17 protein-coding genes are annotated in these 24,759 nt (G+C 71.5%); 4 read left to right on the forward strand and 13 right to left on the reverse strand.

The annotated features are described in order from the left end of the window. Positions 1-60 precede the first annotated feature (60 nt). Both ADY59_RS26735 and ADY59_RS26740 read right to left on the reverse strand, forming a co-directional pair. Entirely contained in the window at positions 61-435 is a 375-nt protein-coding gene (locus tag ADY59_RS26735; RefSeq protein ID WP_049567216.1) for a hypothetical protein, read from the reverse strand. A gap of 195 nt (positions 436-630) precedes the next feature. Then, positions 631-1,305, reverse strand: a complete 675-nt coding sequence (locus tag ADY59_RS26740; protein ID WP_049567219.1) for an NADPH-dependent F420 reductase — start codon at positions 1,303-1,305, stop codon at positions 631-633. Between the two features lie 82 nt (positions 1,306-1,387). Here ADY59_RS26740 and ADY59_RS26745 point away from each other — a divergent pair, with 82 nt between their 5' ends. After that, positions 1,388-1,735, forward strand: a complete 348-nt coding sequence (locus ADY59_RS26745) for a winged helix-turn-helix transcriptional regulator (protein ID WP_231618902.1) — start codon at positions 1,388-1,390, stop codon at positions 1,733-1,735. A gap of 8 nt (positions 1,736-1,743) precedes the next feature. Here ADY59_RS26745 and ADY59_RS26750 read toward each other — a convergent pair whose 3' ends face one another. Further along, a complete protein-coding gene (locus ADY59_RS26750) occupies positions 1,744-2,541 on the reverse strand; it encodes an HAD family hydrolase (protein WP_197093870.1) in 798 nt (265 codons plus the stop codon). Between the two features lie 52 nt (positions 2,542-2,593). On the opposite strand from ADY59_RS26750, the gene ADY59_RS26755 reads away from it, so the two are divergent. Continuing rightward, complete coding sequence (locus ADY59_RS26755) at positions 2,594-2,953, forward strand: hypothetical protein (protein ID WP_231618903.1); 360 nt, start codon at positions 2,594-2,596, stop codon at positions 2,951-2,953. Here the strand turns inward: ADY59_RS26755 and ADY59_RS26760 are convergent. Beyond that, complete coding sequence (locus tag ADY59_RS26760) at positions 2,950-3,426, reverse strand: DUF2283 domain-containing protein (RefSeq protein ID WP_049567222.1); 477 nt, start codon at positions 3,424-3,426, stop codon at positions 2,950-2,952. The two genes, ADY59_RS26755 and ADY59_RS26760, sit on opposite strands and share 4 nt — an antisense overlap. Positions 3,427-3,605: 179 nt before the next feature. Here ADY59_RS26760 and pyrF point away from each other — a divergent pair, with 179 nt between their 5' ends. Further along, on the forward strand, positions 3,606-4,412 hold the full coding sequence (gene pyrF / locus ADY59_RS26765) for an orotidine-5'-phosphate decarboxylase (RefSeq protein ID WP_049567225.1): 807 nt from the start codon (positions 3,606-3,608) through the stop codon (positions 4,410-4,412). On the opposite strand, the gene leuA is transcribed toward pyrF, so the two are convergent. Next, positions 4,376-6,073, reverse strand: a complete 1,698-nt coding sequence (gene leuA, locus ADY59_RS26770; protein ID WP_082310420.1) for a 2-isopropylmalate synthase — start codon at positions 6,071-6,073, stop codon at positions 4,376-4,378. The two genes, pyrF and leuA, sit on opposite strands and share 37 nt — an antisense overlap. A 203-nt stretch (positions 6,074-6,276) precedes the next feature. Between leuA and ADY59_RS26775 the strand changes: the two genes are divergently transcribed. Then, positions 6,277-6,966, forward strand: a complete 690-nt coding sequence (locus tag ADY59_RS26775) for a FadR/GntR family transcriptional regulator (protein WP_049567230.1) — start codon at positions 6,277-6,279, stop codon at positions 6,964-6,966. A 34-nt stretch (positions 6,967-7,000) separates the two neighbouring features. Here ADY59_RS26775 and ADY59_RS26780 read toward each other — a convergent pair whose 3' ends face one another. The 8 genes from ADY59_RS26780 to ADY59_RS26815 form a co-directional block, all read right to left on the reverse strand. Beyond that, positions 7,001-7,465, reverse strand: a complete 465-nt coding sequence (locus ADY59_RS26780; RefSeq protein WP_197093872.1) for a hypothetical protein — start codon at positions 7,463-7,465, stop codon at positions 7,001-7,003. Positions 7,466-7,557: 92 nt separating this feature from the next. Then, positions 7,558-13,608, reverse strand: coding sequence for a polymorphic toxin-type HINT domain-containing protein (locus ADY59_RS26785; protein ID WP_053175182.1), 6,051 nt, complete (start codon positions 13,606-13,608; stop codon positions 7,558-7,560). 58 nt (positions 13,609-13,666) lie between these two features. Continuing rightward, complete coding sequence (locus ADY59_RS26790; RefSeq protein WP_156325752.1) at positions 13,667-19,528, reverse strand: LamG domain-containing protein; 5,862 nt, start codon at positions 19,526-19,528, stop codon at positions 13,667-13,669. A gap of 471 nt (positions 19,529-19,999) precedes the next feature. Further along, positions 20,000-20,230: a hypothetical protein gene (locus tag ADY59_RS26795; protein ID WP_049567232.1), complete on the reverse strand. Its 231-nt coding sequence runs from the start codon at positions 20,228-20,230 to the stop codon at positions 20,000-20,002. Positions 20,231-20,443: 213 nt separating this feature from the next. Next, positions 20,444-21,328, reverse strand: coding sequence for a ribokinase (gene rbsK, locus ADY59_RS26800; RefSeq protein WP_082310422.1), 885 nt, complete (start codon positions 21,326-21,328; stop codon positions 20,444-20,446). Then, positions 21,325-22,653, reverse strand: a complete 1,329-nt coding sequence (locus ADY59_RS26805; protein WP_049567233.1) for an ADP-ribosylglycohydrolase family protein — start codon at positions 22,651-22,653, stop codon at positions 21,325-21,327. The genes rbsK and ADY59_RS26805 overlap by 4 nt, the downstream gene beginning before the upstream one ends. Next, the gene (locus ADY59_RS26810; RefSeq protein WP_049567234.1) at positions 22,653-23,792 is read right to left on the reverse strand and encodes an ADP-ribosylglycohydrolase family protein; all 1,140 of its coding nucleotides are present in this window, start codon (positions 23,790-23,792) and stop codon (positions 22,653-22,655) included. The genes ADY59_RS26805 and ADY59_RS26810 overlap by 1 nt, the downstream gene beginning before the upstream one ends. Next, positions 23,789-24,757, reverse strand: coding sequence for an ADP-ribosylglycohydrolase family protein (locus tag ADY59_RS26815; protein WP_049567235.1), 969 nt, complete (start codon positions 24,755-24,757; stop codon positions 23,789-23,791). The genes ADY59_RS26810 and ADY59_RS26815 overlap by 4 nt, the downstream gene beginning before the upstream one ends. Positions 24,758-24,759: the final 2 nt, after the last annotated feature.

Genomic DNA, 24,759 nt, shown 5'->3' on the forward strand with positions numbered 1-24,759 from the left:
TAAGAGGTGTATAAGAGACGGGGTGGGGTTTCCGGAGGGGGGGGGTGGGCGGCGGAGGGGTCAGCGGCGGAAGGACCAGGCCAGGAGCCAGACGCTGAGACCGAACAGGGCCATGCCGAGCGGCACGTGGACGGCGACGGCGCCGGAGCCGCCGGCCATGGACTGGACCATGCCGAGCAGCAGCACCGCCAGGCTGACGGCGGCCGGCCAGATCGGGCCTCGGCCGGGCCGCCAGACGAGGACGGCGGTGACGAGCAGCGCCAGGCCCAGCACGTGGACGGCGCCCGCGCCCGCGCCGTGCAGCGCCCGGCCGGCTCCCTCCATGAGCTGCCCGGCCGTCACGGCCTGCAGCAGTACGGCGGCGGCGTTCAGCACGGCGGCTGCCTTGAAGGCGGTCAGGTATCCGTTCGTCCGGGGGGCGACCTCGGTGACCACTCGTCTCTCCTTCGCTCGGTGCGGGGCTTCAGGATCGCGGGGCCGGGGGTGCGCGGGCATCCACCGCTCGTCGTCATCCGCCCTACACCGGTGGGTGTACGTCCCCCTCGGCAGCCGGGCCCCGGGAAACCTGAGGAGGCGTCGGAGCCGTGAGCCGAGGGGGTGTCGGGCACCGTGAAGCCGGCTGGAGGGGCGTCAGGAGGCGGGGTGGGCGCCCGAGTGGAGCAAGGGGGGCAGTACGGCCTGGGCGTCGGCACCGCCGATCCACAGGCCGATCATGAACGCGGCCGTGGCCTCCAGGAGTTTCGCCCTGCCGAGCCCGCCCCCGTGCACCGGGGTGCAGCCCAGGTCGGAGACGAGCGCGCGGGTGAGGGTGAGGGCGTGCTCGTCGTCGCCGCACAGGGGTACGGCCAGCGGTCTGCCGTCGAAGACCGGGGGCGTCATGCGCCACACGTCCACGTGGCACAGGTTGAACGCCTTCACCACGTGACCGCCGGTGAGCGCGGCGATCCGTTCGGCCACGGAACGCGTCACGTCGTACGCGCCCGGGCCGACGGCGTTCGTCACGTCGATCAGCGGCTTGCCGCGCAGCGCCGGACCGGCGGCGCGTACCACCTGGTCGACCGCCTCCTCCAGCACGGCCACCACGACGACGTCCCCGAACCGCGCGACGTCCTCCCACGTCCCCGTCCTGACGCCCCCGGACGGCGGACCGTACGGTGAGGAACCGGGCGACGAGGAACCGGGCGACGAGGAACCGGGCGACGAGGAGCCGTCCGCCGGAGAGAGGGACCGGCGAACCGGCGGTGCCGCGGCGGTCAGGGTGGCGGCGGCGGCCATGCCGCCGGCGCCCAGGATCCCGATCCTCATGCTCATCCTCCCGATGCGTTTGCTTGCATGGGGAACTGTAGGAATGTCGTCGCGCACCGTTCGGTGCCTATCGGGAGGGCCCGTGTTTCTCTCCGACTGCCAGGCCAGGCTGGCCTTCGACCTGATCTCCAACACGTGGAACGCGGTCGTCCTGTGGTCGTTGCGCCACGGCCCGCGCCGTCCCGCGGATCTGCGGGCGGAGATCGGGGGCATCAGCGCCAAGGTGCTGACCGAGACGTTGCGCCGGTTGGAGTTCAACGGCCTGGTGACGCGGCAGGCGTACGCGGAGGCGCCGCCACGGGTGGAGTACGAGCTGACGGCGCTGGGCCGGAGCCTGCTGGAGCCGATCGGCGTGCTGGGCGAGTGGGCCTTCGCGCACGCCGACGAGGTGATGGCCGCGCAGGACGAGGGCCCGGCGCGCAAACTGTGAGATCGGGGTCAGCGGGTGAAGAGCCGTTCCAGGACCACCGCCACCCCGTCCTCGTCGTTCGACAGCGTGCGGCGTTCGACGGCCTGCAGCACCAGGTGGTGGGAGTTGGCCATGGCGTAGCCGGCTCCGGCGAAGGCCAGCACCGCCAGGTCGTTCGGCATGTCCCCGAACGCCACCACGTCGGCCGGCCCCGCCCCCAGCCGCTCGCAGAAGCCGGCGAGGGTGCCGGCCTTCGTCACCCCCGGCGCGCTGATCTCCAGGAGGCCGGGCACGCCGGAGTGGGTGACCTCCGCCTGTCCCTCGACCGCCGCCACCGCCGCGGTGAACAGGTCGTCCAGCGGATGCTCCGGCGACCAGGCGAGCAGTTTCACGATCGGCTCCCCCGCCGCGCACACGTCGGGCACGCCCCGCCGGTACAGCTCGTCGCCGGGATGGGTGCGGCCGTAGCCGGGCTGGCACAGCACGCCTCTGCCGGTCTCGGCCGCGAACGCGATGCCGGGCAGCGCCTCGGTCAGCGCGTCCAGGATCTTCCTGGCCGACGCAGGTTCGATGGCCTCCATGGTGACGATCTCGTCGGCGGTGACGTCGTACACGATGGCGCCGTTGCTGCACACGGCGGTGCCGAGCTCGCCTGCCTGGCGGGCGATGGGGGCCATGGAGCGCGGCGGGCGGGCGGTGACGAACACGACCTCGGCCCCGGCGCGGCGCGCCAGCCGCAGCGCCTCCCTGGTGCGGGGGGACACGGTGCCGTCGGAGCGCAGGAGGGTGCCGTCAAGGTCGGTGGCGACGATGCGAGGAGAGTTCACGCCCCCGATTATGGGTCCCGACCGGCCGCCGGCCTCCGGTAAGGTGCCGCGCGTGATCTCCTCCGAGCGCCCGGACGACCGGGTCGCCTCCGCGTTCCGGTTCGCCACCGAGCTGTTCGCGTGGGTGTCGGCGCCGTGGGCGCTGGCGCCGTACTCGGCGCCGCTGGCCGTGCTGTCGGTGGTGGTGCTGATCGGGCTGCCGACGGTGTTCGCGACGCCGGGCGACAGGCGGCAGGTGCTGGTCGCGGTGCCCGGGGTGGTGACGATCGCGCTGGTGCTGCTGCAGCTCGTCGTGGCCGTGGCGGCGTCGTGGGCGGCCTGGCACCCGGTGGCCGCCGGTGTCGTGTCGGTGCTGGCCGTGGTCACGCTGGTGCTGGAGCTGCCCCGCTGGCGGTGGCTGCTGGGGCGTTAGATCCGCAGCTCGGGGGGCAGCCGGGCGCCCGCCCTGGTCACCTCCAGCCCGAGGAGTTCGCCGGAGTCGCCGTAGTCGAGCACGACGTCCTCCGCCACCACCTGACGCACCACCTCATCTGGCACCATTTCGTGCTTCATCGCGATATAGGCGATGTCATGGCCGGTGTCGACATCCACGTACACGGTCAGCGGCCGTCTCCCGCCGGGCTCGTCGTCCCACGCCAGCAGCCCCTCCTTGGCCTCGTGCGAGCCCGCCAGCGCCGCCCGCACGGTGGTCAGCGCGAGCTCCACCGCGCGCAGCGAGTCCTCGCCGGTGACCTTCCGCTCGTGCTCCCACCCGGCCAGCCCGTCGATCCGGTACGGGCACGACCACTCCCCCGAGGCCTCCTCGTACGGCATCCCGACCGCGGCGACCACCTCCCCCGGCGGCTCGGTGCGCAGTGTCAGCGTCCGTCGGGCGATCTCGTACATGTTGCCTGATCTACCCCTGACTCATACCCGGGAAGACTGCTGGAGTGCGGGACTCTAGCCGACATGCCGGACATATCGGATGCTGTGTGAAGTGGGAGCCCCATATATCCGCCGCCTGGACCTTCAACTGTGCGGCTCCCGCGCAATAGTCTTCCTACCGGTCGTGAGGGGGCCTGGGGATGGATGAGCCGTTCGGAACACGGTTGCGGGCGAGGATGGACAAGTACGGACCACTCTGCGTGGGCATCGATCCGAGCCCGGAGCTGCTCGGGGCGTGGGGCCTCGACGACTCGCCGATCGGGCTGGAGCGCTTCAGCCGCACGGTCGCCGACTCGGTGGGCGACCTGGTCGCGGTGATGAAGCCGCAGTCGGCCTTCTACGAGCGCTGGGGCAGCCGCGGCATCGCGGTGCTGGAGCGCACGATCGCCGACCTGCGCGACGCGGGCACCCTGGTGCTGCTCGACGTCAAGCGGGGCGACATCGGCAGCACGATGTCCGCCTACGCCGAGGCGTACCTCGACCGGGGCAGCCCGCTGGCCGCCGACGCGGTGACGCTCAGCCCGTACCTCGGGTTCGGCAGCCTGAGCGGGGCGATCACCTCGGCGCTCGCCGGCGACGCGGGCGTCTTCGTGCTGGCCCGCACCTCCAACCCGGAGGCGGCCGCGCTGCAGAGCGCGGTCGCCGGCGAGGTGTACGAGGGGGTGCGGGCGGCCAACGAGGCCCGGCGGCCGCTCGGGTCGGTCGGCGTGGTCGTCGGCGCGACCGTCGACTCGCCGGGCTACCCGCTCGACCGGCTCAACGGGCCGGTGCTCGCGCCCGGGCTCGGCGCCCAGGGCGCCACCCCCGCCGACGTGGGCCGGCGTTTCGCCGCCGTACGTCACGCGGTGGTGCCGTCGGTGTCCCGGGCGGTGCTGGCCGACCCGGCGCGGTTGCGCGCCCGTACCGAGCGTTACCGGGACGAGTGCGCCAAGGCGCTGTCGCTCTGAAGGGCGCGGTTGACGGCGGCCAGCACGGCGCGCACCGAGGCCGTCAGGACCGAGGTGTCGCGGCCCGCGCCCCAGCGGGTGACGCCGCCGGCGCGCGCCTCGACGTAGGCGACGGCCTGGCTGCCGCTCCCCGTGCCGGTGGCGTGCTCGGCGTAGTGCAGGACGTCGACCTCGACGCCGGCCCCGGCCAGCGCGGCGGCGAGCGCGGCCAGCGGCCCGTTGCCGGTGCCGCGCAGCGGCGTGCCGTCCCGTAGCGTGCCGGTGAACTCGTGCGTGCCCGGCGCGGTCTCGGCCGTGCGCCATGCGGTCACCGTCAGCGGCCCGGTCACGTCCAGGTACGTCTCCCGGAACAGCGTCCACAGCCGCCCGGCCGTGATCTCCTCGCCGCTGCCGTCGGCGTCGCGCTGCACCACGGCGGAGAAGTCGATCTGCAGCCTGCGCGGCAGCTCCAGGCCGTGGTGGGTGCCGAGCAGGTAGGCGATGCCGCCCTTGCCCGACTGGCTGTTGACGCGGATGACCGCCTGGTAGTCGCGGCCCACGTCGGCGGGGTCGATCGGCAGGTACGGCACCTCCCACGGCGCCTGCGAGACGGGCACGCCCAGCTCGGCGGCCCGTGCGGCGTGGTGGGCCAGGCCCTTGCGGATGGCGTCCTGGTGGGTGCCGGAGAAGGCGGTGTAGACGAGGTCTCCGGCGTACGGGTGGCGCTCGGGCACGGGCAGCCGGTTGCAGTGCTCGACGGTGCGCCGGACCGCGTCGATGTCGGACAGGTCGATCATCGGGTCGACCCCCTGGGAGTGCAGGTTGAGCGCGAGCGTGACCAGGTCCACGTTGCCGGTCCGCTCGCCGTTGCCGAACAGGCAGCCCTCGACCCGCTGCGCCCCGGCCAGCATCGCCAGCTCGGCGCAGGCGACGCCGGTGCCGCGGTCGTTGTGCGGGTGCACGGACAGGATGACCGAGTCGCGCCGGGCCAGATGCCGGTCCATGTACTCGATCTGGTCGGCGTAGACGTTCGGCGTGGCGATCTCGACCGTGGCGGGCAGGTTGTGGATGACCGGCCGGTCGGGGGCGGCGTCCCACAGCTCGGTGAGCTCGTCGCACACCTCCAGCACGTAGTCGGGCTCGGTCAGGTTGAACACCTCGGGCGAGAACTGGTAGCGCACGCCTTCGCGGGCGTCACCCAGCTTCGCGACGTACGCGGCGGCGTCCACGATGAGGGCGCGCAGCTCGTCCCTGCCGTGCCCGAGCACCACGTTCCGCCAGGTGGGGGCGGTGGCGGTGTAGAGGTGCACGACGACCTTCGGCAGTCCTTCGACGGCGGCGTACGTGCGCTCGATCAGATCGGCCCTGGCGGCGGTGAACACCACGACGGTCACGTCGTCCGGCACCGTGCCGGAGGTGGCCAGCAGCCGGACGAAGTCGAAGTCCGTCCGGCTGGCCGACGGGTAGCCGACCTCGATCTCCTTGAACCCCATCCGCACCTGCAGTTCGAACATGCGGCGCTTGCGCCCGGGGTCCATCGGCTCGGCCAGCGCCTGGTTGCCGTCGCGCAGGTCGACGGGCACCCACAGCGGCGCCGCCTCGATCCGCCGGGACGGCCACCGCGGATCGGTCAGCGGCACGCGCACCCGCTCGTGCGCGGGCCGGTAGCGGTGCGAGGGCATGACGCTGGGCTGTTGCGGATTCCACCGCACGGTTGTCTCCTTCTCCTGGTCAGAACGCGGACCGGCAGCACTCGAACCCGCCGCGGCGGGGTGCCGGTCCCGGTCAGGCCCCGCCGCGGCGGCCGAGAAGGAGACCGCGGTACGTCATGCCGGGTACACTAACCACAACTCAGGTCCTCAGACAAGCTGAGAGGTGAACGTCGATGCCGCTCGGCGCCCTGCGCCCCAGCCCGCTGGTCGAACAGGCCACGGCCCGCCTGCGCGAGCAGATCACCGCCGGCCACTGGCCGGTCGGCACCCGCCTGCCCGGCGAGAACGCCCTGGCCAAGACCCTCGGCGTCGGCCGCTCCACGGTCCGCGAGGCGCTGCGCGCCCTCACGGGCGCCGGCCTGGTGCAGCCCCGCCAGGGCAGCGGCGTCTTCGTCATCGCCACCGAACCGGCCGAGGACTGGCCCGCCCGCCTGCGCCGCGCCGCCATCACCGACGTGTACGAGGTCCGCATGATCGTCGAGACCCGGGCCGCCCGCCTGGCGGCGTCACGCCGTACCGGCGACGACGTGACGGCGCTCAGAGCCGCGCTGGCCGCCCGGCGCGCCGCGGCGGGCGGCGGCGACGCGGCCTTCGTGGACGCCGACATCGCCCTGCACGCGGCGGTGGTCGCGGCGGCCAGCAACCCGGTGCTGACGGACCTGTTCGCCGAGTTCGCGCCCGCCCTGCGCGGCCGGCTGATCGACCTGGTGGAGCTGCTGGGCCTGCGGCACCACGACCCCAACCCCGGCGACGACACGCACGCCGCCCTGGTCGCGGCCATCGAGGAGGGCGACGGCGACCGGGCCGAGGCCGTCCTCCAGTCGGAGCTGGAACACACGCTCGCCCACCTGCGCCGCGCCTGAGCGGGGAACGGCCTTCCGCGACGGGCCGGTGACCCTATCCCGGCCCGGACGAGAAGGTGACAATGGGACCGTCCTCGGAACCGATGACCCGGACGTCGAAACTCCGGCGGGGAAACGCGGCGGACAGTGCGGCACCCCAGGTCTTTGCGACACATTCGGCGAAGTAAGCCTGCGCCCGCCGGTCCTCCTCGACGTCATCCGAATCGACGATCTGCCAGACTCGCAGCTGGTTCAGCGTCGCTTCAATCTTCCGGACGTCGCCGGAAAGGCTCTTGCGCCAGGCCTGGAAATTCGATTCTTCGTAGGCGCGATCCCACAGCACACACCCCTCCGCCTCCACGAAACGCGGCCAGAAGATCCGGGAGAACGCCACCAGCATTCCCAGGTCGCCATGCGCCTTCACATAATTCAGATAATCAACGCCCCCTCCCCATTCCGCTGCCCAGGATTTGATTCCGGAGTAATCCATCGGGTCATTCACTGACAGTTCCTCCGTCATTCGCGCAGGGGCCGGGGATTCGGATTCAGACACCTCAGGCGCCCGCCATGCCGTTGCGGGCGCCTGAGGTGACGCACTTCTACCGGCTCGGCCTACCGGCAACCGCACAGTTCTTCTTCGGGGCGCAGAGGCCGTGGCAGCTTCGCCCAGTCACGAAAGACCTGACCCGTTCTCGGATTGACGTTCTTGACTACATCGAGAATGTGTGGAGCCGGTACGTGAGCATGCGCCTTCGAGTCAGGAAGGAGGTCCGCACGCTGGGAGATCTGTCCTTCCTCATCATATCGCGCATATGCAGTGACCGTCCCATCCTCTTTCTGGCGGAAAAGTATTTCCCCGGGTTTGGCGGTATTGGGAAAGCGTCCGCTGACCTGCCGCGCATCCGCGAGGCTCAGTCCGCCTGTTTCGCAGTTGTGAACGAGGACCGGCGCCTGGCCTGCCAGCACATAGTACGTGTGCGGTCCTTCGACGGTCAGGTTGTGGACGCGCAAGCTCGCTGTCCGCTTCTTGACCGCGCTGACCTGGACATAGGTGCCGGCGCTGGTCCGCAGGAGCATGCCCGTGCTCAGTTCGGCCGCGGTGACCCACTTGCCTGGCTCGGGGGCCCAGAACGGGTGGCCGTCCGTGGCGGTCACCACGCTCGCGGAGCTCCCCGGCCCGGTGTCGACGGTGATCTCGACCAGGTTCTTGATGCCGTCGCCGCTGATCAGGGCCGTGACCTCGTGCGGACCGGTCTTACCGGTTTCGGGGTCGGTGGCCAGGACCTTGTCGCCGACCCGCACCTCCTCGATGGGCTTGCGACTGCCGTCCGCCATCAGCACCAGCGTGTCCGGCACGAAGCTGTTGGTCAGGCACTTGCCGGACCTCGTGAAGGTCGTGCTCGGCGTCCCTCCCAGCCCGGCGGCCCTGCTGAGCACGTTGCCCTGACCGAGCGTGAAGATCGTCTGGCCTGTGTCCAGGCACGCGTAGAGGTCGCCGTCCTCGAAGCACCTCTGGGCGGCGTCCACGCCGGTGACCTCAGCCACGAAGGCCGCGACGGGGTGGTCTTCCATTTCCCGGTGGTACTTCTTGGGGACGAAGGCCACCTCGTACTTCCAGCATGGACGGGCACCGCACGGGCCGCCCTTGATCGAATCGTTCGAGCCGTGATCGACGGGCGGGTTGTAGGTGTCGGCCGGGTTGTTGGCGCGGTTCTGGTGAGCGCCTCCGCTGCCGTCGCCGCAGACACCGTCGGGACACGACTCATGGAGCAGCCCGTCGGGGTCGCTGTAGGTGACGGGGCTGTTGTTGGCGTAGGCGTAGCCGTTGATCTGCTGCGGGTCGGTGACGTCCGTGATCAGGTCGTCCGAAAGGAAGCGGCCGATCGCCGCGTCGTACTGGCGGGCGCCCAGGGTGGTCAGCCCGGTCGAGGCGTCGACGGTCCCGCCGACGAAACCGAGCTCACCGGGCAGGGCCGCCGGGGTGCCCCGGGGGGCGCCGAAGGCGGTCTGCCGGCGCTGGCTGACCTTCAGGGTGTCCGCGTCGATCGCCGTGTGGATGGTGTTCTGATGATCAGCCGACAGCCAGGTCAGGCCGCCGGCGTCGCGCATCCCCACGGTGGTGCCCGCGTGCGTGTAGTAGCGGGTGGCCGTTAGAGCGCCGGTCGCCTCGGTCAGCCTCAATTCCTGCCCGGGCAGGTAAAGCGTGATGCCGGTGGGGTCGCGGCGGATCAGCCGGTTGCCCTCGGTGTCGTAGAGGAACTGCGTGCTGCCGCCCCCCGCGGTGACCTCGGCCAGCCGTCCCTCGGCGTCCCACCGGAGCTCCTGGCCCGGACGCTGGATGGTGTTCCCCGCGGCGTCATAGCGGTAGCCGTCCGTGATGGACTTGCCGGCCGTCTTAGTGATCACCGAGGTGAGGGCGTGGGGCTGGGCGGCGCCGGCCGCGGGATACCTGTAGTCGCGCACGGTGTCCCCGCCGGCGGTGTGCTGGGTCTCGAAGCGGCGGTTGCCCACCGCGTCCAGCGTGAAGGAGTGCCAGTAGGGGGCAGGTCCCGCCAGTTCCGAGACGCTCGGGCCGGCCTCGCAGCCGGTACGCGGTGTCCACGCCTCGGTCATCCGCCGCAGGTGGTCGTAGCGGAAGCACTGGGTGTCGGCCGGCTTGTCCTTGGGGGTGTCGGCGATGGCGGTGAGGTTGCCGATCGGGTCGTAGGTGTAGCCGATGTCCGCCTGCATGGGCGCGGGGACCTCGGCGTCGACGATCACCCGCTCCAGGCGGCGCGTGCTGGGGTCGTAGTAGCGCGACACCCAGGCGCGCTGCTCGTTCTCGCCCAGGTGGATGCGCTCCACCTCGCCGTAGCCGGTGTGGTCGGTCTTGCTGACGTAGTCCACCGTGCCGTCGCCGAAGCTGCCGAGCAGCGTGGTCGACCTGCCGAGGTCGTCGTAGGAGTAGTCCACCGTTTCCCGCAGCAGATCACCGATCTCCGGCAGGACGTGCGCATCCGGGCTGCCGTCCGGGTTGTACTTGGCCGTGGTCGTGTAGACACCGGCCAGCGTCTGTTTCGGCGTCCGGGTCAGCGGCGTGGCCGGGATGGTCAGCTTGTTGCCGCTGGGCAGGCCGAGCTTGTTGTAGCCGGTGACGTCGTTGACGAAGGCGTTGCCGTCACCGTCGTAACGGGTGGAAGAGGCCAGGTACCCCTTGCCGTTGGTGGCGGTGTCATAGGTCCACCGCGACAGCGGTGTCCCGGTGGCCGAGCCCTTCCAGACGGCCGTGGTCCTGCCCAGAGCGTCGTAGGCGAAGGTCAGCGTGACGTCGCGGGCGTCGGTGACGGTCTCCACCTGGCCGGCGGCGTCATAGGTCCTTGTCGATCGGCCCTTGTCCGGGTCAACCGATTCGAGCAGCCGTCCGCGCAGGTCGTAGGTGTTACGCCAGACGTTGCCGGCCGGGTCACTCGTCGTGGCCAGGGCGCCGGCGGGTGTGTAGGTGTACTTGGTGCCGTCGAAGGCGCCGGTGGCGGTGGCGCCGTGGTGCTGGCGCAGTTCCGTGGTCTGGCCACGGGCGTCGACGATCGTGGTCGTGGCCGTGCCGCCACCCGGCGGCGTGATGTGCACGCGGTCGCCGCCGTAGGCGTAACTGGTCTTCCACTTCTCCTGCGCGCCCGCCTGGAAGACCACCTCGCTCGGGCGCCCGGCCGCGTCGAACCGGGTCAGCGACAGCCCCGGCACGTCGGTGTCGGGAGCCGTCCACAGCTTGCCGTCCACCTCGGCGTCGGAGAAGTACGGCTGCGTGCTCTGGAAGGCACGTCCGTGGGAGTCGTAGTGGGTCTCCGTCAGCAGCCGGCCGCCCCCGGTGGGCGTCTGCGTCTGCCGTACCCGCATCAACCCGTCGTAGAGCGTCTTGCTGGTGACGTACACCCCGTTAGGGCCCACGGCCTGCGTGGTGACCACGGACGGGGCGTCGGTGTTGACCTCGTAGGTGTACTTCAGGTTGCCGCTCTGGCTGCTGCTGGACCGGTTGGGCAGCCAGACTTCGGTCTTCCTGCCGAGAGCGTCATAGGCGATCTCGGTCACCACCCGGTCGTTCGGGTTGATGATTTTGACCGGTACCCCCCATGCCGGGGCGAGCTCGACCGAGGCCACGTGACCGGCCGGGTTGGTCTCCCGAATCCCGGTGAGCGGCCCCGCGTCGGTCGGGGTGTAGACGGTGGTGGTGGTACGGCCGAGCGCGTCGCCCTTGGTCAACGGCCGGCCGTGGGCGTCGAACGTCCCGGTCGAGACCAGTGCCCACACCGGACCGGACGCCGGCCATTCGGCGGCCTCCTCCACCCTGGTCACGTCACCCTTGGCGGGTGCCTGATCGAACTCCAGGCCGTCGTAGGCGGTGCGGACCGCCGAGATGGCGTCCGCCGGTAGCGAGACATCGGCCTCGCACGCGGCGGCGACCGTCTCCTGCCTCGCCGGCAGGTTGAGCAGCCAGTCTTTGGCGTTGCGTACGTACGTGGTGGTGGTGCACCGATCGTCGTCCGGCGTGCCGACATCCCCCAGATCGCTGACCGTGAGCGGCAGGCCGCGGTCGTCGTAGGTGTATTCGACCTTCGTGGTGCGATAGCCGCCGGCCGCCAGCGCGGTGTAGGCGGCCACGCTGTCCGGGCGCACCCGGTACGCCTTCAGCGATCCCCGGGTCGCGACGGGCCCCGTCCACATCGGCGTGGTGATGCTCTTGGAGACGATCGGGCCGTTCTCGCCGTTGTAGGCGATCGACTCCAGCTGCAGACCGCGCAGCCAGTCGTGATCCGGATGCTCCTTGCCGGTGCTGTCCGTCACGGGCGGGGTCTTGGCGCCGTCGGTCCGGTGGTTGCCGTCCATTCCGCGGAAGTAGCGCAGTTCGCTCATCTGCACCGGGCCCGACTCGCCCTTGGCCATGCCGTTCCTGACCCGCATCCGGGCGTAACCGCGGAACTCGTTCCAGGTCCGATCCTCGTCCTTGGTGAACTCGGAGGTGTCATGGTGCCAGGCGGCACCGTCCAGGTACTCGTAGCTGGTGACCTGCTCCGAGGAACTGCCGATGCGGTCGGACTGCGTGATCTGCGCGACCACGTACTTGTGGAAGTAGTCCGTGCGCTCATCGTGCCCGGGTAAGGCCCAGGTGACCGGGAAACACCGCATGGTGTTCGCCTGCGCGGTGAGCGGCATGCTGGTGCCCGACACACACTCGGGCCGGGCGTAGGCCACCGACAGCACCCCGCCGCTCTCCGACACCACCCCGGTGATCCGATAACGGTTGAGCGGGCTCACGCCGTCCACCGCGTGCACCCTGTTGGGCATGCTCGTGCCCTCGAACTCGACCGCGGGCAGCGACACCGTGGTGCCACCCGCGTGACCCTGGTGGGTGATGCCCTTCAGCCACAGCGCGGCCTTCTCCCCTGTGCCCGGCGCGGGGTAGGCGTGCTCCAGCGTCCAGGAGTCCACGTCCTCGTACTCGCCGCCCTTGAGCACCCGCGTCGTGACGGACGCCAGCCGCTTGGTCGACCAGAAGGACGGCGCGTGCTGGTCCGGGCAGATCGTGGAGTCGCACTTGGACTCCCACGGCACATCCGGCCAGTTCTCCTTCTTGCTGGGGGTGCAGTCGCTGCCCGGAACGCACCGATCGGCCCGCGTGAACGCCACCTGCCCGGCGGCCCGCGCCTGCGAGCCCTCTCGCAGGCCGTACTCGACCAGCTTCAGCGTGCCGCCCCGGACGTAGGAGACCGCCGCGTCCTGCAGGTTGCGGCCGTAGGAGTTGACCTCCTTGTCGTAGGTGTACAAGATCATGTTCTGGTGCGGGTCGACGACCTTGTCCAGGTTCCACCGCCAGGCCTGCGAGCACGACGAGGCGGCGAAGCCCGAGGCGTTGTTGCAGGGCTCCCTGGCGTCGTCGCCGAACACCGGCACCGTCCAGGTGGACGCGGACTCGGAGCGGGATCCGAAGAAGTACTGCACGCCGCCGACCGTGGTGATCTTCCAGTGCTCACCGTTGTCGTCGCCGTTGTCCGCACCGGTCAGCCGCTCGATCCGGGAGCCGTCGTCGCTCTCCAGCCGCCAGTCGCCGTCGGCGTCGTTCCTGACCAGGCTGCCGCTGCCGCCCGGATAGGTGATGAAGGCGTTGTCACTGCGCCAGCACAGGTCCCCTGTCTCCGGCGGGACCGTCCCTCCCATGTCGTCCTCGGCGCACGCGCCGTATCGCCGCTCGATGAATCCGACCGACAGATTCCAGCCCTCGCCCACCCACGAGGGCTGGTTGTTGCTGGCGCTGGTCCTGCCGTCGACGATCGAGGAGGCGTAACCCAGCGCCAGCTTCGGCTCCAGACCACCCGGCGCCGGCGGCACCCGTAACGGATAGGACCACGTGAAGTCACCGGTATGAGGAGAAACGTCCCAGGTGGCGGACGGTGACAACGGCGACGCCGTCGACACACCGGCACCGTCCAGCCACTTGCCGCCGGTCGGCTGGTTGTTCTTCTGGCTCTCCCGGCTGGCCTGGTCATCCCCTCGCGCGCCCATCGTCTCCTGGGTGACAGCCACCGGCGTCAGCTCCGGCAGGTCCACCGAAGGCCCTGTCGCCGCCGCGGAGGCAGGGGGGACGACGAGCAACTGCGCCGTGACCATCACCGTGGTGACGATGGCGCGCACATTCCCTATTTGTCGTAGCATCTGTCCCTCTGTGCTGATTCTTCGCAACAAGGCTGGGTCAGGCGGCGGCGCGTTCGGCGATCACCGAGTCCGGGACGATCCCCTTTTCGACACGCACCTCGTCGAGCGCCCCGGGGAAGTAGTCGGCGGACTCGCCGCCGACCTTCGAGCGCCCGATGCTGAGAACGCGTACCGCGGTCCACAGCGCCACGTCGTCCTTGGCCCCGGCGAGCTTCCCGTCGACGTAGAGGCGGAGCCGGCGGGCGGCGTAGTCGTAGACCCCGGTCACATGGGTCCACCGGTCGGCGACCGCTTCCGCCGCCGAGCGGGCGTAGACCAACTCGGCACCATCGGCGTCGCGCTCGTATCCGCCGAACACCCAGCGGTTCAGGCCCGCTCGATATTGCAGCGCGAACGCGCTCATCCGGGCGCCGTCCTGACCCACCACCGTGGCGGTCTTGGCCGTGCTGTCGAGCCTGGCCCAGGCCGAGACCGTGAAACTGTCCTCCATCCCGATGCCGAGCATCGAGGTCGCCGCCGAGCCGGAGGAGCCGTTCAACTGCAGCGCCAGGCCGATCTTCCCGGGCACGAAGGACGTGCCCCCCGACAAGGTGGCGTGCGCCTTGCGCCAGGAGGAGTCGCTCGCGGTGCGGTCGTCGAAGGTGTAGTGGGCCCACGCGACGGCCGGGACGTCGTCGTGAACGCGGCGAATCTCCCCGTCGCTGAGCGCCCGGCCGAACACCCGAACGTCGTCGATCCCGCGTCCGAAGAAGTCCGTCGGAACGCCCTTGCGCAGGGCTCTGCCGATCGTCAGCGGGCCGTCGGCCTTGAAGACCGAGACGCCGACCTGGACGGCCGACAGGACGCCGTTGACATAGAGCCTGGCCTGCCGCAGTGGCGCCTCGTACACGACGGCCAGGTGGGTCCACCGGCCGTGAAGCGCCGGTTCCACCGACTTGAGCACGATGGGCGGATCGTCGTCGTCCTCGGCGGCCAGTTCCGCCGCCCAGACGCCGGCGGCCCGGTCGTAGGTGAGTGCGAAGGAACTGGTGCGCGCGCCGTCCCGGGCGATGACCGTCCCCCTCTTCAGCTGCCCGGACCCCGGGGCGGCGACATAGGCCCAGGCCGTCGCCGAGAAGCCGGCTCCGGTGTCGGGCTCGAGCCCGTCCGCCTGCGCGTAGCCCGAGGTGCCGTCCAGCCACAGGCCGTTGCCGCCGCGCCCGCCGGTCCAGGCGGCGCCGCCGTGCAGGGTCGCGGTGGCGCCGCCCCGGCTGTCGCCCGCCGTGGTCCCGCTGCCCTCGTCGAGCATCCAGTGACCGATCGCGTCGGCGGGCAGGGTGGCCGGGCCCTGGATCGGCGGATAGGACATGTGCAGGCTCTTGACCCTGGCCTTGTCGTGCGCGCCGTTGTACAGCCGGACGTCGTCGATCCGGCCCGGCCAGAACTCGGTTTCGTCGCCGTCGGCCATGCCCCGGCCGATCTGCACCCCGCCGACCGGCTTCCAGGGGTTGAGCAGCGTTCCTTCGCCCTGCCTCGCGCCGTTGACGTACAGCACCAGCGACCTGCCCGGGCGGTCGTAGACACCGGTCAGGTGGACCCAGGAGTCGAAGTCGGAGGTGACGGCCGAGACGGCCGCCTTGGTCACCCGCGCGTTGTCCGTGTCATCCTCGGGCAGTTCGAAGATCCACGCGCCCTCCGTGTTCTCGTCGTCGTCCTTGAGGAAGCCGAGGCGGAACTTGCTGGAGCTGTCGCCGTCCACGCTCACCGCCGTCGCCCTGCAGGAGTACGGCGGATCGCTCAGATCACAGTTGTCCGCGGCGGAGCTGGGCAGACGCACCCAGGCCGTCACCGTGAAGCTGTCATCGGTCCGCACGTCGGCCCCGTCGGTGGAGACGCTGTCGTCCACGCCGTCGAGCTCGACCGCGTTGCCGACCCGGCCGGCCGTGTACCCGGCGCCGCCGTCCAGCTTGCCGTGCCTGGCGCCGACGGCGTCGCCGGCTTCGTCACCGCCCGGCTCGTCGAAGCGCCAATGGTGCACCAGGGACAGATCGCGCCCCGACATCACCTTGATCTCTTCGCTGAACAACTGCCGGCTGTAGACGGCCACGTCGTCCATCGCTCCGGCGAAGTGGCCCTCCGCGGAGGATCCGTTCTGCCAGTAGCCGAGGCGCAGGCGGCCGTCCGCCCGGTCGGCGGTCTGGCCGTGCTCGCCGGAGGCCACCAGCGCGCCGTTGACGTACAGCGTCATGCGCTTGGCCCCCGCGTCGTAGACGCCCACGAGATGGGCCCACGCGCCGGTCTTGACCGCGCCCCCGGTCACTTCGCCCTGTGTGCCACCCGTGATCGTGTTGTACATCACGAATCCCCACGTGCCATCGGACGTGGCGCCCAGGAGGAAGGAACCGTCCTGGGACGCGACCACCTGGTCGACGTCGCTCTTGTCGGCTCTGACCCAGGCGGCCACGGAGAAGCTCTGCAGCGCGTTCACCGCATGGCCGGCGCTGACGCCGTTCGGGCGGGCACCGTCGAGCTGCAGGGCCAGGTCGTGCGGCTGCGGGTAGGTCGTCTGGCCGGCGGCCCAGGCGACCTTGCCGTCGACGGTGCCGTGCCGCGCCTTGCCCGAACTGTCCACGACGTCACCGTCCAGGTTCCACCGTCCGACCGAGACGTTGTCCATGCTGACCAGCCCCTGGATCTCGGCGACCGGCAGCGCCCGGCTGTAGATTCGGATGCTGTCCACCGAACCCGGCCAGAAGTTCTCCGGAACGCCGTTCGACCTCCCTCGCCCGATCGTGAAGGGTCCCGCCGCGTCCCAGACCTGTTCGTGCGCGAGCGTGCCCATACGAGTGCCGTTCACGTACAGCTTGATCTGCTTGTTCTTCGCGTCGTAGACCCCGGTCAGGTGGGTCCACACCTCCGGTTGGACTCGCCCGTCGGGGGCGTCCTCCCCGCCCTGGACGCGGTCGACCCGGCCGCCGCCGTCGACGTCCGCCCCGAACATCGCGAACGCCCACCGGCCGCCTTCCGCCTGTAGCTGAAAGCCGCCGACGCGGTTGCCGTCCTGGGAGAGGACCACCCGCGAACCGTCCACCTGCCCGGCCTTCACCCAGGCCGCGACCGTGAAGCTCTGGCGGATGCTCAGCACCTGCCCGTGCGTGCTCAGGTGACCGCTGGTGCCGTTGAGCGCCACGACCTGACCACGTTGCGGGTCGGCGGTGAAGGCCGCGCCGGTCGACAGCACCGCGCTCTGCCCGCCCGGCGCGGTATTGCCCGCGGTGGTGCCGTCCTTCTCGTCCAGCGGCCAGTGCCCCAGGTGGACGTTGTCGGCGCTCACGGCGGCCTGGACCTCCGCCTCCGACAAGGGCCGATCGTAGAGCTGGACCTCGTCGACTCCGCCGATCCAGTTGTCGGTCAGTGCGCCGCTCCACCTGACCTGGCCCACACGGACCGGCCCGTCCGCGTGCCAGGGCGTGCCCGTCCGCGCCGCCGTACCCGCCAGCTCGCCGTTCACATACAGTTTCAGCTGTTTGGTGTCGAGGTCGTACACGCCGGCCAGGTGCGTCCAGACACCCAGTTGCGCCGTCGCGGAGGACGCCATGTCGGTGCCCTTGTAGGTGTCGCCGGACCTGGACATGCCGAAGACCCATCTGCCGCCGTCGTCCGGCCGGTACCAGAGCACGAATCCGCCGAAGTTCGAGCCGTCCTGGCTCACCGCGGCCCTGGCCACCGTGGTGGTCGCCGAGGTGTCCAGCTTGACCCAGGCCGACACCGAGAAACTGGCGTCGGAACGTACACCGTCGGCGGCGGTCATGGCTCCGGGTGTGCTGCTTCGTTCGAAGGCCAGCCCGTCACCCACGGCGCCCTTGGCGTAGGTCACCGATCCGTTCAGCGTCCCGTGGCGGGTGCCGAGGAACGCCTTGTCCTCCGCGGTGCCCTCCAACGGCCACTTGGCGTAAGGGCCGTTCCCGGCCCGGACGTAGACGTGGTAGCGCACCACCGGGCTGGGGTGCCCCGCCCGGTCCACGCTCCGCACGCGCAGGGCCTGGGGCCCGTCCCCGGGCGGGGCGGTCGACACCGTGGCCTTGCCGCCCAGGGCGTCGGCATCCACGCGCATGCTCAGGGAGTCATCCCAGCCGTAGACGAAGTGGTCGATGTCGTCCACCTTGGCGGAGTCGAACGTGAAAGTTCCCGGCACGCCCGCACCACCGTGCCACCGGTTGTCATCCTGGTAGAGGGTGCCCGTCACTCCTGGTGGCACGATCACGGGCGTGATGTCCACGGCGAAAGGGGGGCCCGAGATCGATGGCCCTTCCCTCTCGCCGTCGTTCGCCTTCAGCAGCCAGCTGACCGTCTTGCCATGATGTGCGGTCAGGTCCACGTCGGTGCTGAACGACGATCCGCTGCCCTGGGTGGGGCCCCAGTCGCGGTAGTCCCGCGCGCCGCTGTAGTAGATGTCCCAGATCGGGCGAACCTGGTCGTTGTCGGGGTCGGACAGCTTGCCCTTCAGCGTGATCGAGGCATCGCCGAAGTAGGGCAGGCCGCCGCACCAGCGGCAGGGGGCCCGCAGGGACGGCGCGGTGGTCAGATCGTAGGAAGCGTTGGGCATGCGGTTGTAGCGGACGACGAGGTTGGTGGTACCCGGGTCGTACTTGCGCCAGGCGAGGTCGTCACTCTCGTCCGTCGCCTTGATGAAGTACGTGGAGACGTCATCGGTCCGGATGCCGCCCTTCACGTTGAACCCAACCGGCTTGTATCCGACGCAATCTCTGTAGGCGGAGTGGACCGACAACGCCTTGACGAGGCCGCCCTCGGGCTTGTTGCGCCAGTTGGTGGCGGGACTGATCTGCCCCGAGGCGAGATACACCCCATGCTCACGCCAGTGGCAGGACGGGCCGTAAGTGAGGGTCGTGTTCAGCGTTGCTTCCAGAATGTCCGTTCCGCGAAGGAACGCGGTTTCGTACTGGAAGTACGAACGGGCCACTCCGATGCCGTAGCAGTAGCCCTCGCGGTCGTAGCACCTGCCGACCTTGGCCTCGCCGCCGTCAACGCCGCCGTCCCAGTATTCGTCGTCCGGCAGTCCCTCGAACACCTTCGCCCAGCCCATGCGCCTCGGCGTCACCCAGACCGGGTCGACGGTCACCGGGAACCGCGTGGCCGGATCGGCCAGCAGCTTCTTGTCCGGCTCCCACGTGAGAGAGCTCTCGTCGACCGCCACTGCGGCGACGGCTCGCTTGGCACCCCGATCGCCGTGCTCGCCGGAATCCCACATCAGCGACGGCGGAGCCTCGAACACGACCTCGCCTTCGGCGTCCTCGGCCGTCAAGGCGCCCTTCGCGTCGGCGCGCACCGTCAGCCCGCCGGTCCGCATCCCCAGCCGCACCGAAGCCACCTCCGGGCGCTTCGCGGCGTCAGCGGTCTTGACCACCAGATACTGCGCGTAGCCGTCGGCGTTGGCCCGCATCACCAGATCGACGCCGGGAAACACCTCGGCGTACGTCGCGGTGTTGCCCGACAGCACGGGCTCGGGCAACGCTCCGGGCCACGACAGCGCCAGCCACTTCCCGGCACGGCCGTACTTCACCAGCGGCTTCCCGGAGCCGCCACCGGACAACGCCAGATCCACCGACACGGCACGCGGCGCGATCGTGCCGTCGGCGCGCCGCTCCAAGGTCGTGTCGACGCCGACCCAGCCCTTGTCCTGCCGCACGCGGACGATGCCCGGGCTCAGTTCGGCGACGAGCGTGCCGTCCGGCTGCGCCCGTACCATCCTGTCCTCGGTCGTCAGGTCGGCGACGACCACCGGCGACTTCTGCGCACGCGCGGCCGCCACCGCCTGCGCGGTGCCGCTCGCCTCGGCCACCGGCGGCTCGGCCGTCGCCTGCGCGCCGGCCGGACGAGGAAGGAAGAACAAGAACTGCACGACCAGCGACAATATGGCGACAGGGCCTAATACGCTGTTTATTTTCCCCGTCCGGGGCATGGCGAACTCCACGTACCTGAATAAGAGTTTGTTCGATCGAAATCAAAGGCCGGCCGGGAAAGTGGAAACGCGTTTCACCGCGGCGGCCCGGAGGCACTGCCGGAGAGTGCGGCGACACGGCTGCCGGGCCATCCCCGAAGGTCAACCATGCTCAGCACCGTGCTTTCGGAATCTCGGACGGAAACAGCCGGAAAGACGACTGTGCCACACCTTGATGCGTGGCCGAGACCTGGCGGAAAGCATTGGCAGGAGTAACGCGACACCTGGCGAATTTGCTGCGCCGGCTTCGCCGACGGCGAAAAAAGGTGAAGCCGGCGCCATGCGCAGCGGCCCTGATCGTACGGGTACGGGCCGAGGCAACCGGACCTCGGCCGCGAGCTCTCCAGCCCGCGCGCCTTGGCTGCGGCCCGTCTAGCCGGTGGGCCCGGCGTCGGGCCGGGTCACGTCGTCCTCGTCGTCGTCCTCGTCGCCCTCGGTGTCGTCGGTGTCGTCGTCCTCGGCCTCGTCCATGGCCTCCGGGGGGTCGACGGGGACAGGGCGGCGGGCCTTGGCCGTGGTCGCCCCCGACCGCTCGGCCACCACGTCGCTCTCCCCGCCCAGGCCGAAGACGGCTTCCGGCAACTCGTCGGCTTTGTCGCTCATGTCGTGACATCTGCCCTCCAGGGAGGTCCTGATGCCTGGACGACAGCGAATCGCGTCACGTCCGTCACTATGGGTAGCCGGCTCTTTGTGCCGGAGTCGAAGGGGCGGGGTTTCCGCGAGGTCGACGCCGATCTGCAGGCCCGCTTCGGGCAGCGGGGACAGGTGCCGGATCGGGCCCCGGGCGGCGCGGTTCCCGGGGTCCGGGCGGGGCGGTCAGGCGAGCGCGGCGTCGATCTCGGCCCGGCCGGGCATCGACGTGCTGGCGCCCTCCCGCTGCACCGACAGCGCCGCCGCCGCCGTGGCGAACCGCAGGGCGTCGGCCGCCGCCCGCCCCTCGGCGCGCGCCACCGCGAAGGCCCCGGCGAAGGTGTCGCCCGCGGCCGTGGTGTCGACCGCCCTGACCTTGACCGCCGGCACGCGCAGCCGCTCCCCCGACCGCTCGCCGTACAGCGCGCCCTCGGAGCCGAGCGTGATGACGGCCTCGTCGACCCGCTCCAGCAGCGCGTCCATCGCCGCCTCCGGGGAGGTCTCGCCGGTGATGTCGGCGGCCTCGTGCTCGTTGGGCAGCAGCAGCGTGACCGCGTCGAGCAGGCCGCCGGGCAGCTTCTGGGACGGCGCCGGGGTCAGGATGACGGGCACCCCGGCCTCCCTGGCCGCCCTGGCGGCCGCGATGACCGCCTCCATGGGCAGTTCGAGCTGCAGCAGCAGGGCCTGGGACGCGGCGATGACGGCCCGCTCCTCCTCGGTCGGCCCGCTGATGGTGCCGTTGGCGCCGGGCACCACGATGATCGAGTTGCCGCCGGCGTCGTCCACCACGATGTGCGCGATGCCCGACATGCCAGACACCTGCCGCACCAGCTCGACGTCCACCCCGGCGCCGGCGAGCGTGCCCCGCATCTCCGCGCCGAAGGCGTCGTCGCCCACCGCGCCGAGGAAGGCCACCCGCGCTCCCGCGCGGGCGGCGGCGATGGCCTGGTTGGCGCCCTTGCCGCCGGGGATCGTGCGGAACTCCCGGCCCGTCACCGTCTCGCCCCGCTTGGGGGCCTGGGAGACGTACGCCACGAGGTCCATGTTCGCGCTGCCGAATACCGAGATCACGGGTTCATCATCTCCTGCGTACGGCGGGCCAGTTCCGCCAGCCCGATGCCGTCGAAGCCGGTCAGGCTGCTGGCCAGGGAGTCGCGCATCCGCCACTCGGCGGGGACGCCGCCGTTGAGCGCGCCCACGACGGAGCCCACGGTCGCCCCGGCCGAGTCGGTGTCCCAGCCGCCCGCGACCGCCCCGGCGATCGAGGCGGTGAAGTCGCCCCGGCCGTGCACCAGCGTGGCGGCGACGAGGGCGGCGTTGTTGATCGTGTGCACCCAGTGCAGGCCGCGGTGCCGCTCGTGCAGGCGGTCGACGACGCGCTCGAAGTCGCTCTCCCGGGCGGCGTCGTCCACCGCCTCACGGATCGCCCGGTACAGCCGGGAGCGCGGCGGCACCACGGACAGCCCGGCCTCGACGACCTCCTCCACGGTGCCGGCGACCATCGAGGAGGCGCACATGGCGGCCACGAACATCGCGCCGTAGAGGCCGTTGGCGGTGTGCGTGAGCCGCGCGTCGCGCCAGGCGTACTCGGCCGCCGTCCCCGGGTCGCCCGGGTTGATCCACCCGTACACGTCGGCCCTGATCAGCGCGCCGATCCACTCCCGGAACGGGTTGCGGTAGGTGGCGGTCCCCGGCGGCTCGAAGCCCGCCAGCAGGTTGCGGTAGGCGACCCGCTCGGCGGTGAAGGTGCGCCCGGCCGGCAACTCGTCCAGCCACAGCTTGGCCACGTCGCCGGTGGTGAAGCCGCGCCCGTGCCGTTCCAGCACGGACAGGGCCAGCAGCGGGTAGTTGAGGTCGTCGTCCTCCGGGATGCCGTCGATGTTCTCGGCCAGGGAGTTGACGGCGCTGCGCCGGTTCCACGGCCACCGCCCGGCCACCTCCGCGGGCAGGCCCTCGGCGGTGAACCAGCCGCGGATCGGCCAGTTGCCGGTGGCCTCGGCGATCTCCCTGATGCCCTGGCGCGGGATCTTCTCCACCGGCTTGCCCAGCACGCAGCCCGCCGCCCGGCCCTGCCAGGCGCCCAGCACCCGGTCGCGGGAGACGACGAAGCTGGGGTGCGGCTGCGGCCAGTCGGGGCAGGCGGCGATGACGGCGATCAGGTCGTCCGGCTCGTCCAGCGGCGACGTCAGCCCGGCGAGCTCGTCCAGCAGCTCCTCGGCCAGGCCGCGCAGCCGCTGGGCCCCGGGCTCGGAGGCGCCGGCGCGCGGCGGCGCGTCATGGCCGCCGGCGGCGTGCCACCGGGCGGCGACGGCACGCGCGTCCCTGCCGTCCTCGGCGGCCTGGCGGAGCTCGTGCCCCACCAGGTCCTCGGGCTGCACCCAGGTCAGCCGGATCATCAATCCTCCAGGAGACCGGCGAAGGCGGCCTCGTGGGCGCGGCGGCGCGCCACGTCGCCGGCGTGGACGCGGCGGGCCACCTCCGCGATGGCGCGGCCCGGTCCCACGAGATCGGTGCGGCTTGCCGTACCCACTCGCTCGACCCACTCAACCGGTACGGCGGCGATACCGCCGAGCGCGCCGGCGATCGCGCCGCCCATGGAGGCGATGGAGTCGGCGTCGCGGCCGTAGTTGACGCCGCCGAGCACGGTGTCGCGGAAGTCGCCCTTGGCGATGAGCAGGAAGGCCAGCGCCAGCGGCAGCTCCTCGATGCTGTGCGTGCGGCTCGGGCGGCGCGCGCCCAGCCCCTGGTCGCGGTAGGTGTCGGCGACGGTGTCGTACGGGCGCATGGCGGCGCGCAGCGTGGCGAACGAGCCGTCCCAGTGGCCCAGCCCCCGGGCCGCCTCGCAGACGGCCTCGATGGCGGCGCGGGTGCCGTCCTTGGCCAGGCGCAGGCACGCGGCGACGACGGAGTCGGCGGTGGCGCCGGGACGCATGGCCTCGGCCACGGCGGCCGGCAGGACGCCGGCGGCCTCGCGGCCGTAGCTGGACTGGTGGGCGCCGGTCAGGTCGACGGCCTCGGCGTAGGCGGCGTCGGGGTCGGCGGCGTTGACGATGCCGACCGGCGCGACGTACATGGCCGCGCCGCAGTTGACGATGTTGCCGACACCGGCCTCACGCGGGTCGACGTGGCCGTAGTGCAGCCGGGCCACGATCCACTTCTCCGCCAGGAAGATCCGCTGCAGCGGCAGCGCCTCGGCCTCCAGCTCGGGGATCCACTGGCGCCGCCCCATCAGCTCGGGCACCATGTGCTCGGCCATCGCGTACGCGCCCAGGTGGTCGCCGACCTTCTCGTAGACGCGGATCAGCGCGTGCGTCATCAGGGTGTCGTCGGTGATGTGGCCGTCGCCCTTGTGGTAGGGCGCGATGGGGCGGGCGTTGCGCCAGTCCTCGTTGAACGGCGGCACGATGCCCTCGACCTGGCCGCCGTAGCGTTCGACGATCTGCTCGGGGGTCCAGCCCTCGGTGGCGCCGCCCAGCGCGTCACCGACCGCCGCCCCCGCCACGCAGCCGATCGCCCTGTCGTCAAGCGGCGTCATGAAAGTCCCTCCACAATGTCGATGAGATCCTGGCCTGCCAGTTCGGGCAGGCAGCAGCCCGCGAGCCTGCGGGCCGGTGCGGTCCACCCCTCCGGGATCGCACCGTACCCTCCGCAGGCCCCGGTGAGCGCGCCGGTCAGCGCCGGCGCGGAGTCGGCGAGCGCGGCCAGGCAGGCCGCCGCCGGCACGGCCCGGCCGAGCGCCCCCTGGGCCGCCTCGGTCAGGGCCAGCGCCACGGGCACCGTCTGCGCGGCGCCCACCCCGTAGCTGTAGACGTGGTCGAGCAGCGCGGCGTCGAGCGCCGGCACCGCCGCGAACGGGTCGCCCGCGGCGCGGGCGGCCTCCAGCGCCACGCGGGCGTTGTGCCCGATGGCGGTGTCGCCCGGCAGGACGTCCAGCGCGGCCCGCACGGCCTTGGCCGCCGAGCCCGTCGCCACCGCCTCGGCCACGGCCGCCGCCATGGCGAGCGCGCCGAGGACGCCGTCGCCGGCGTTCGTCACCCGGGCGTCCTCGCCGGGGTCGCGGCCGAGCGCGCCGAAGGCGACCGCCCGGACGGCGGCCGCGTCGTCGAAGTGGTGCGGGTTGTCGTGGCCGCTGGCGGGCGGTTCGACGCCCCTGGCCAGGTTGTCCAGCGCGGTCGCCACGGACACGCGCGCCCGGATGTCGTCACGGCCGGCCAGCGCGCGGAACGCCTCCGCCCTGGGCCGGGCGGCGGTGAGCGCCGTCCAGGCGAGCCATTCGGCGTCGTCGGACGGGCCCATGGCCAGCGGCGCGATCGGCTGGTTGAGCGCGAACGGCACCGGCAGCGTCGTGACCTTGTGCTCCTCGGCGAACGCGTCGAGCTCGCGGTGCAGGCGCCGGCTCCACGGCGCGTGCAGCGCCGCCCGGTGCCTGGTCGCGGGCCAGCCCGCGGCGTCGCCCACGGCGAGCCCGACGAAGGCCCCCGTGATCCTGTCCCCCGACATCG

Origin of the sequence: Nonomuraea sp. SBT364, from assembly GCF_001083785.1 — a bacterium.
In the GTDB taxonomy this organism is placed as follows: Bacteria; Actinomycetota; Actinomycetes; order Streptosporangiales; family Streptosporangiaceae; genus Nonomuraea.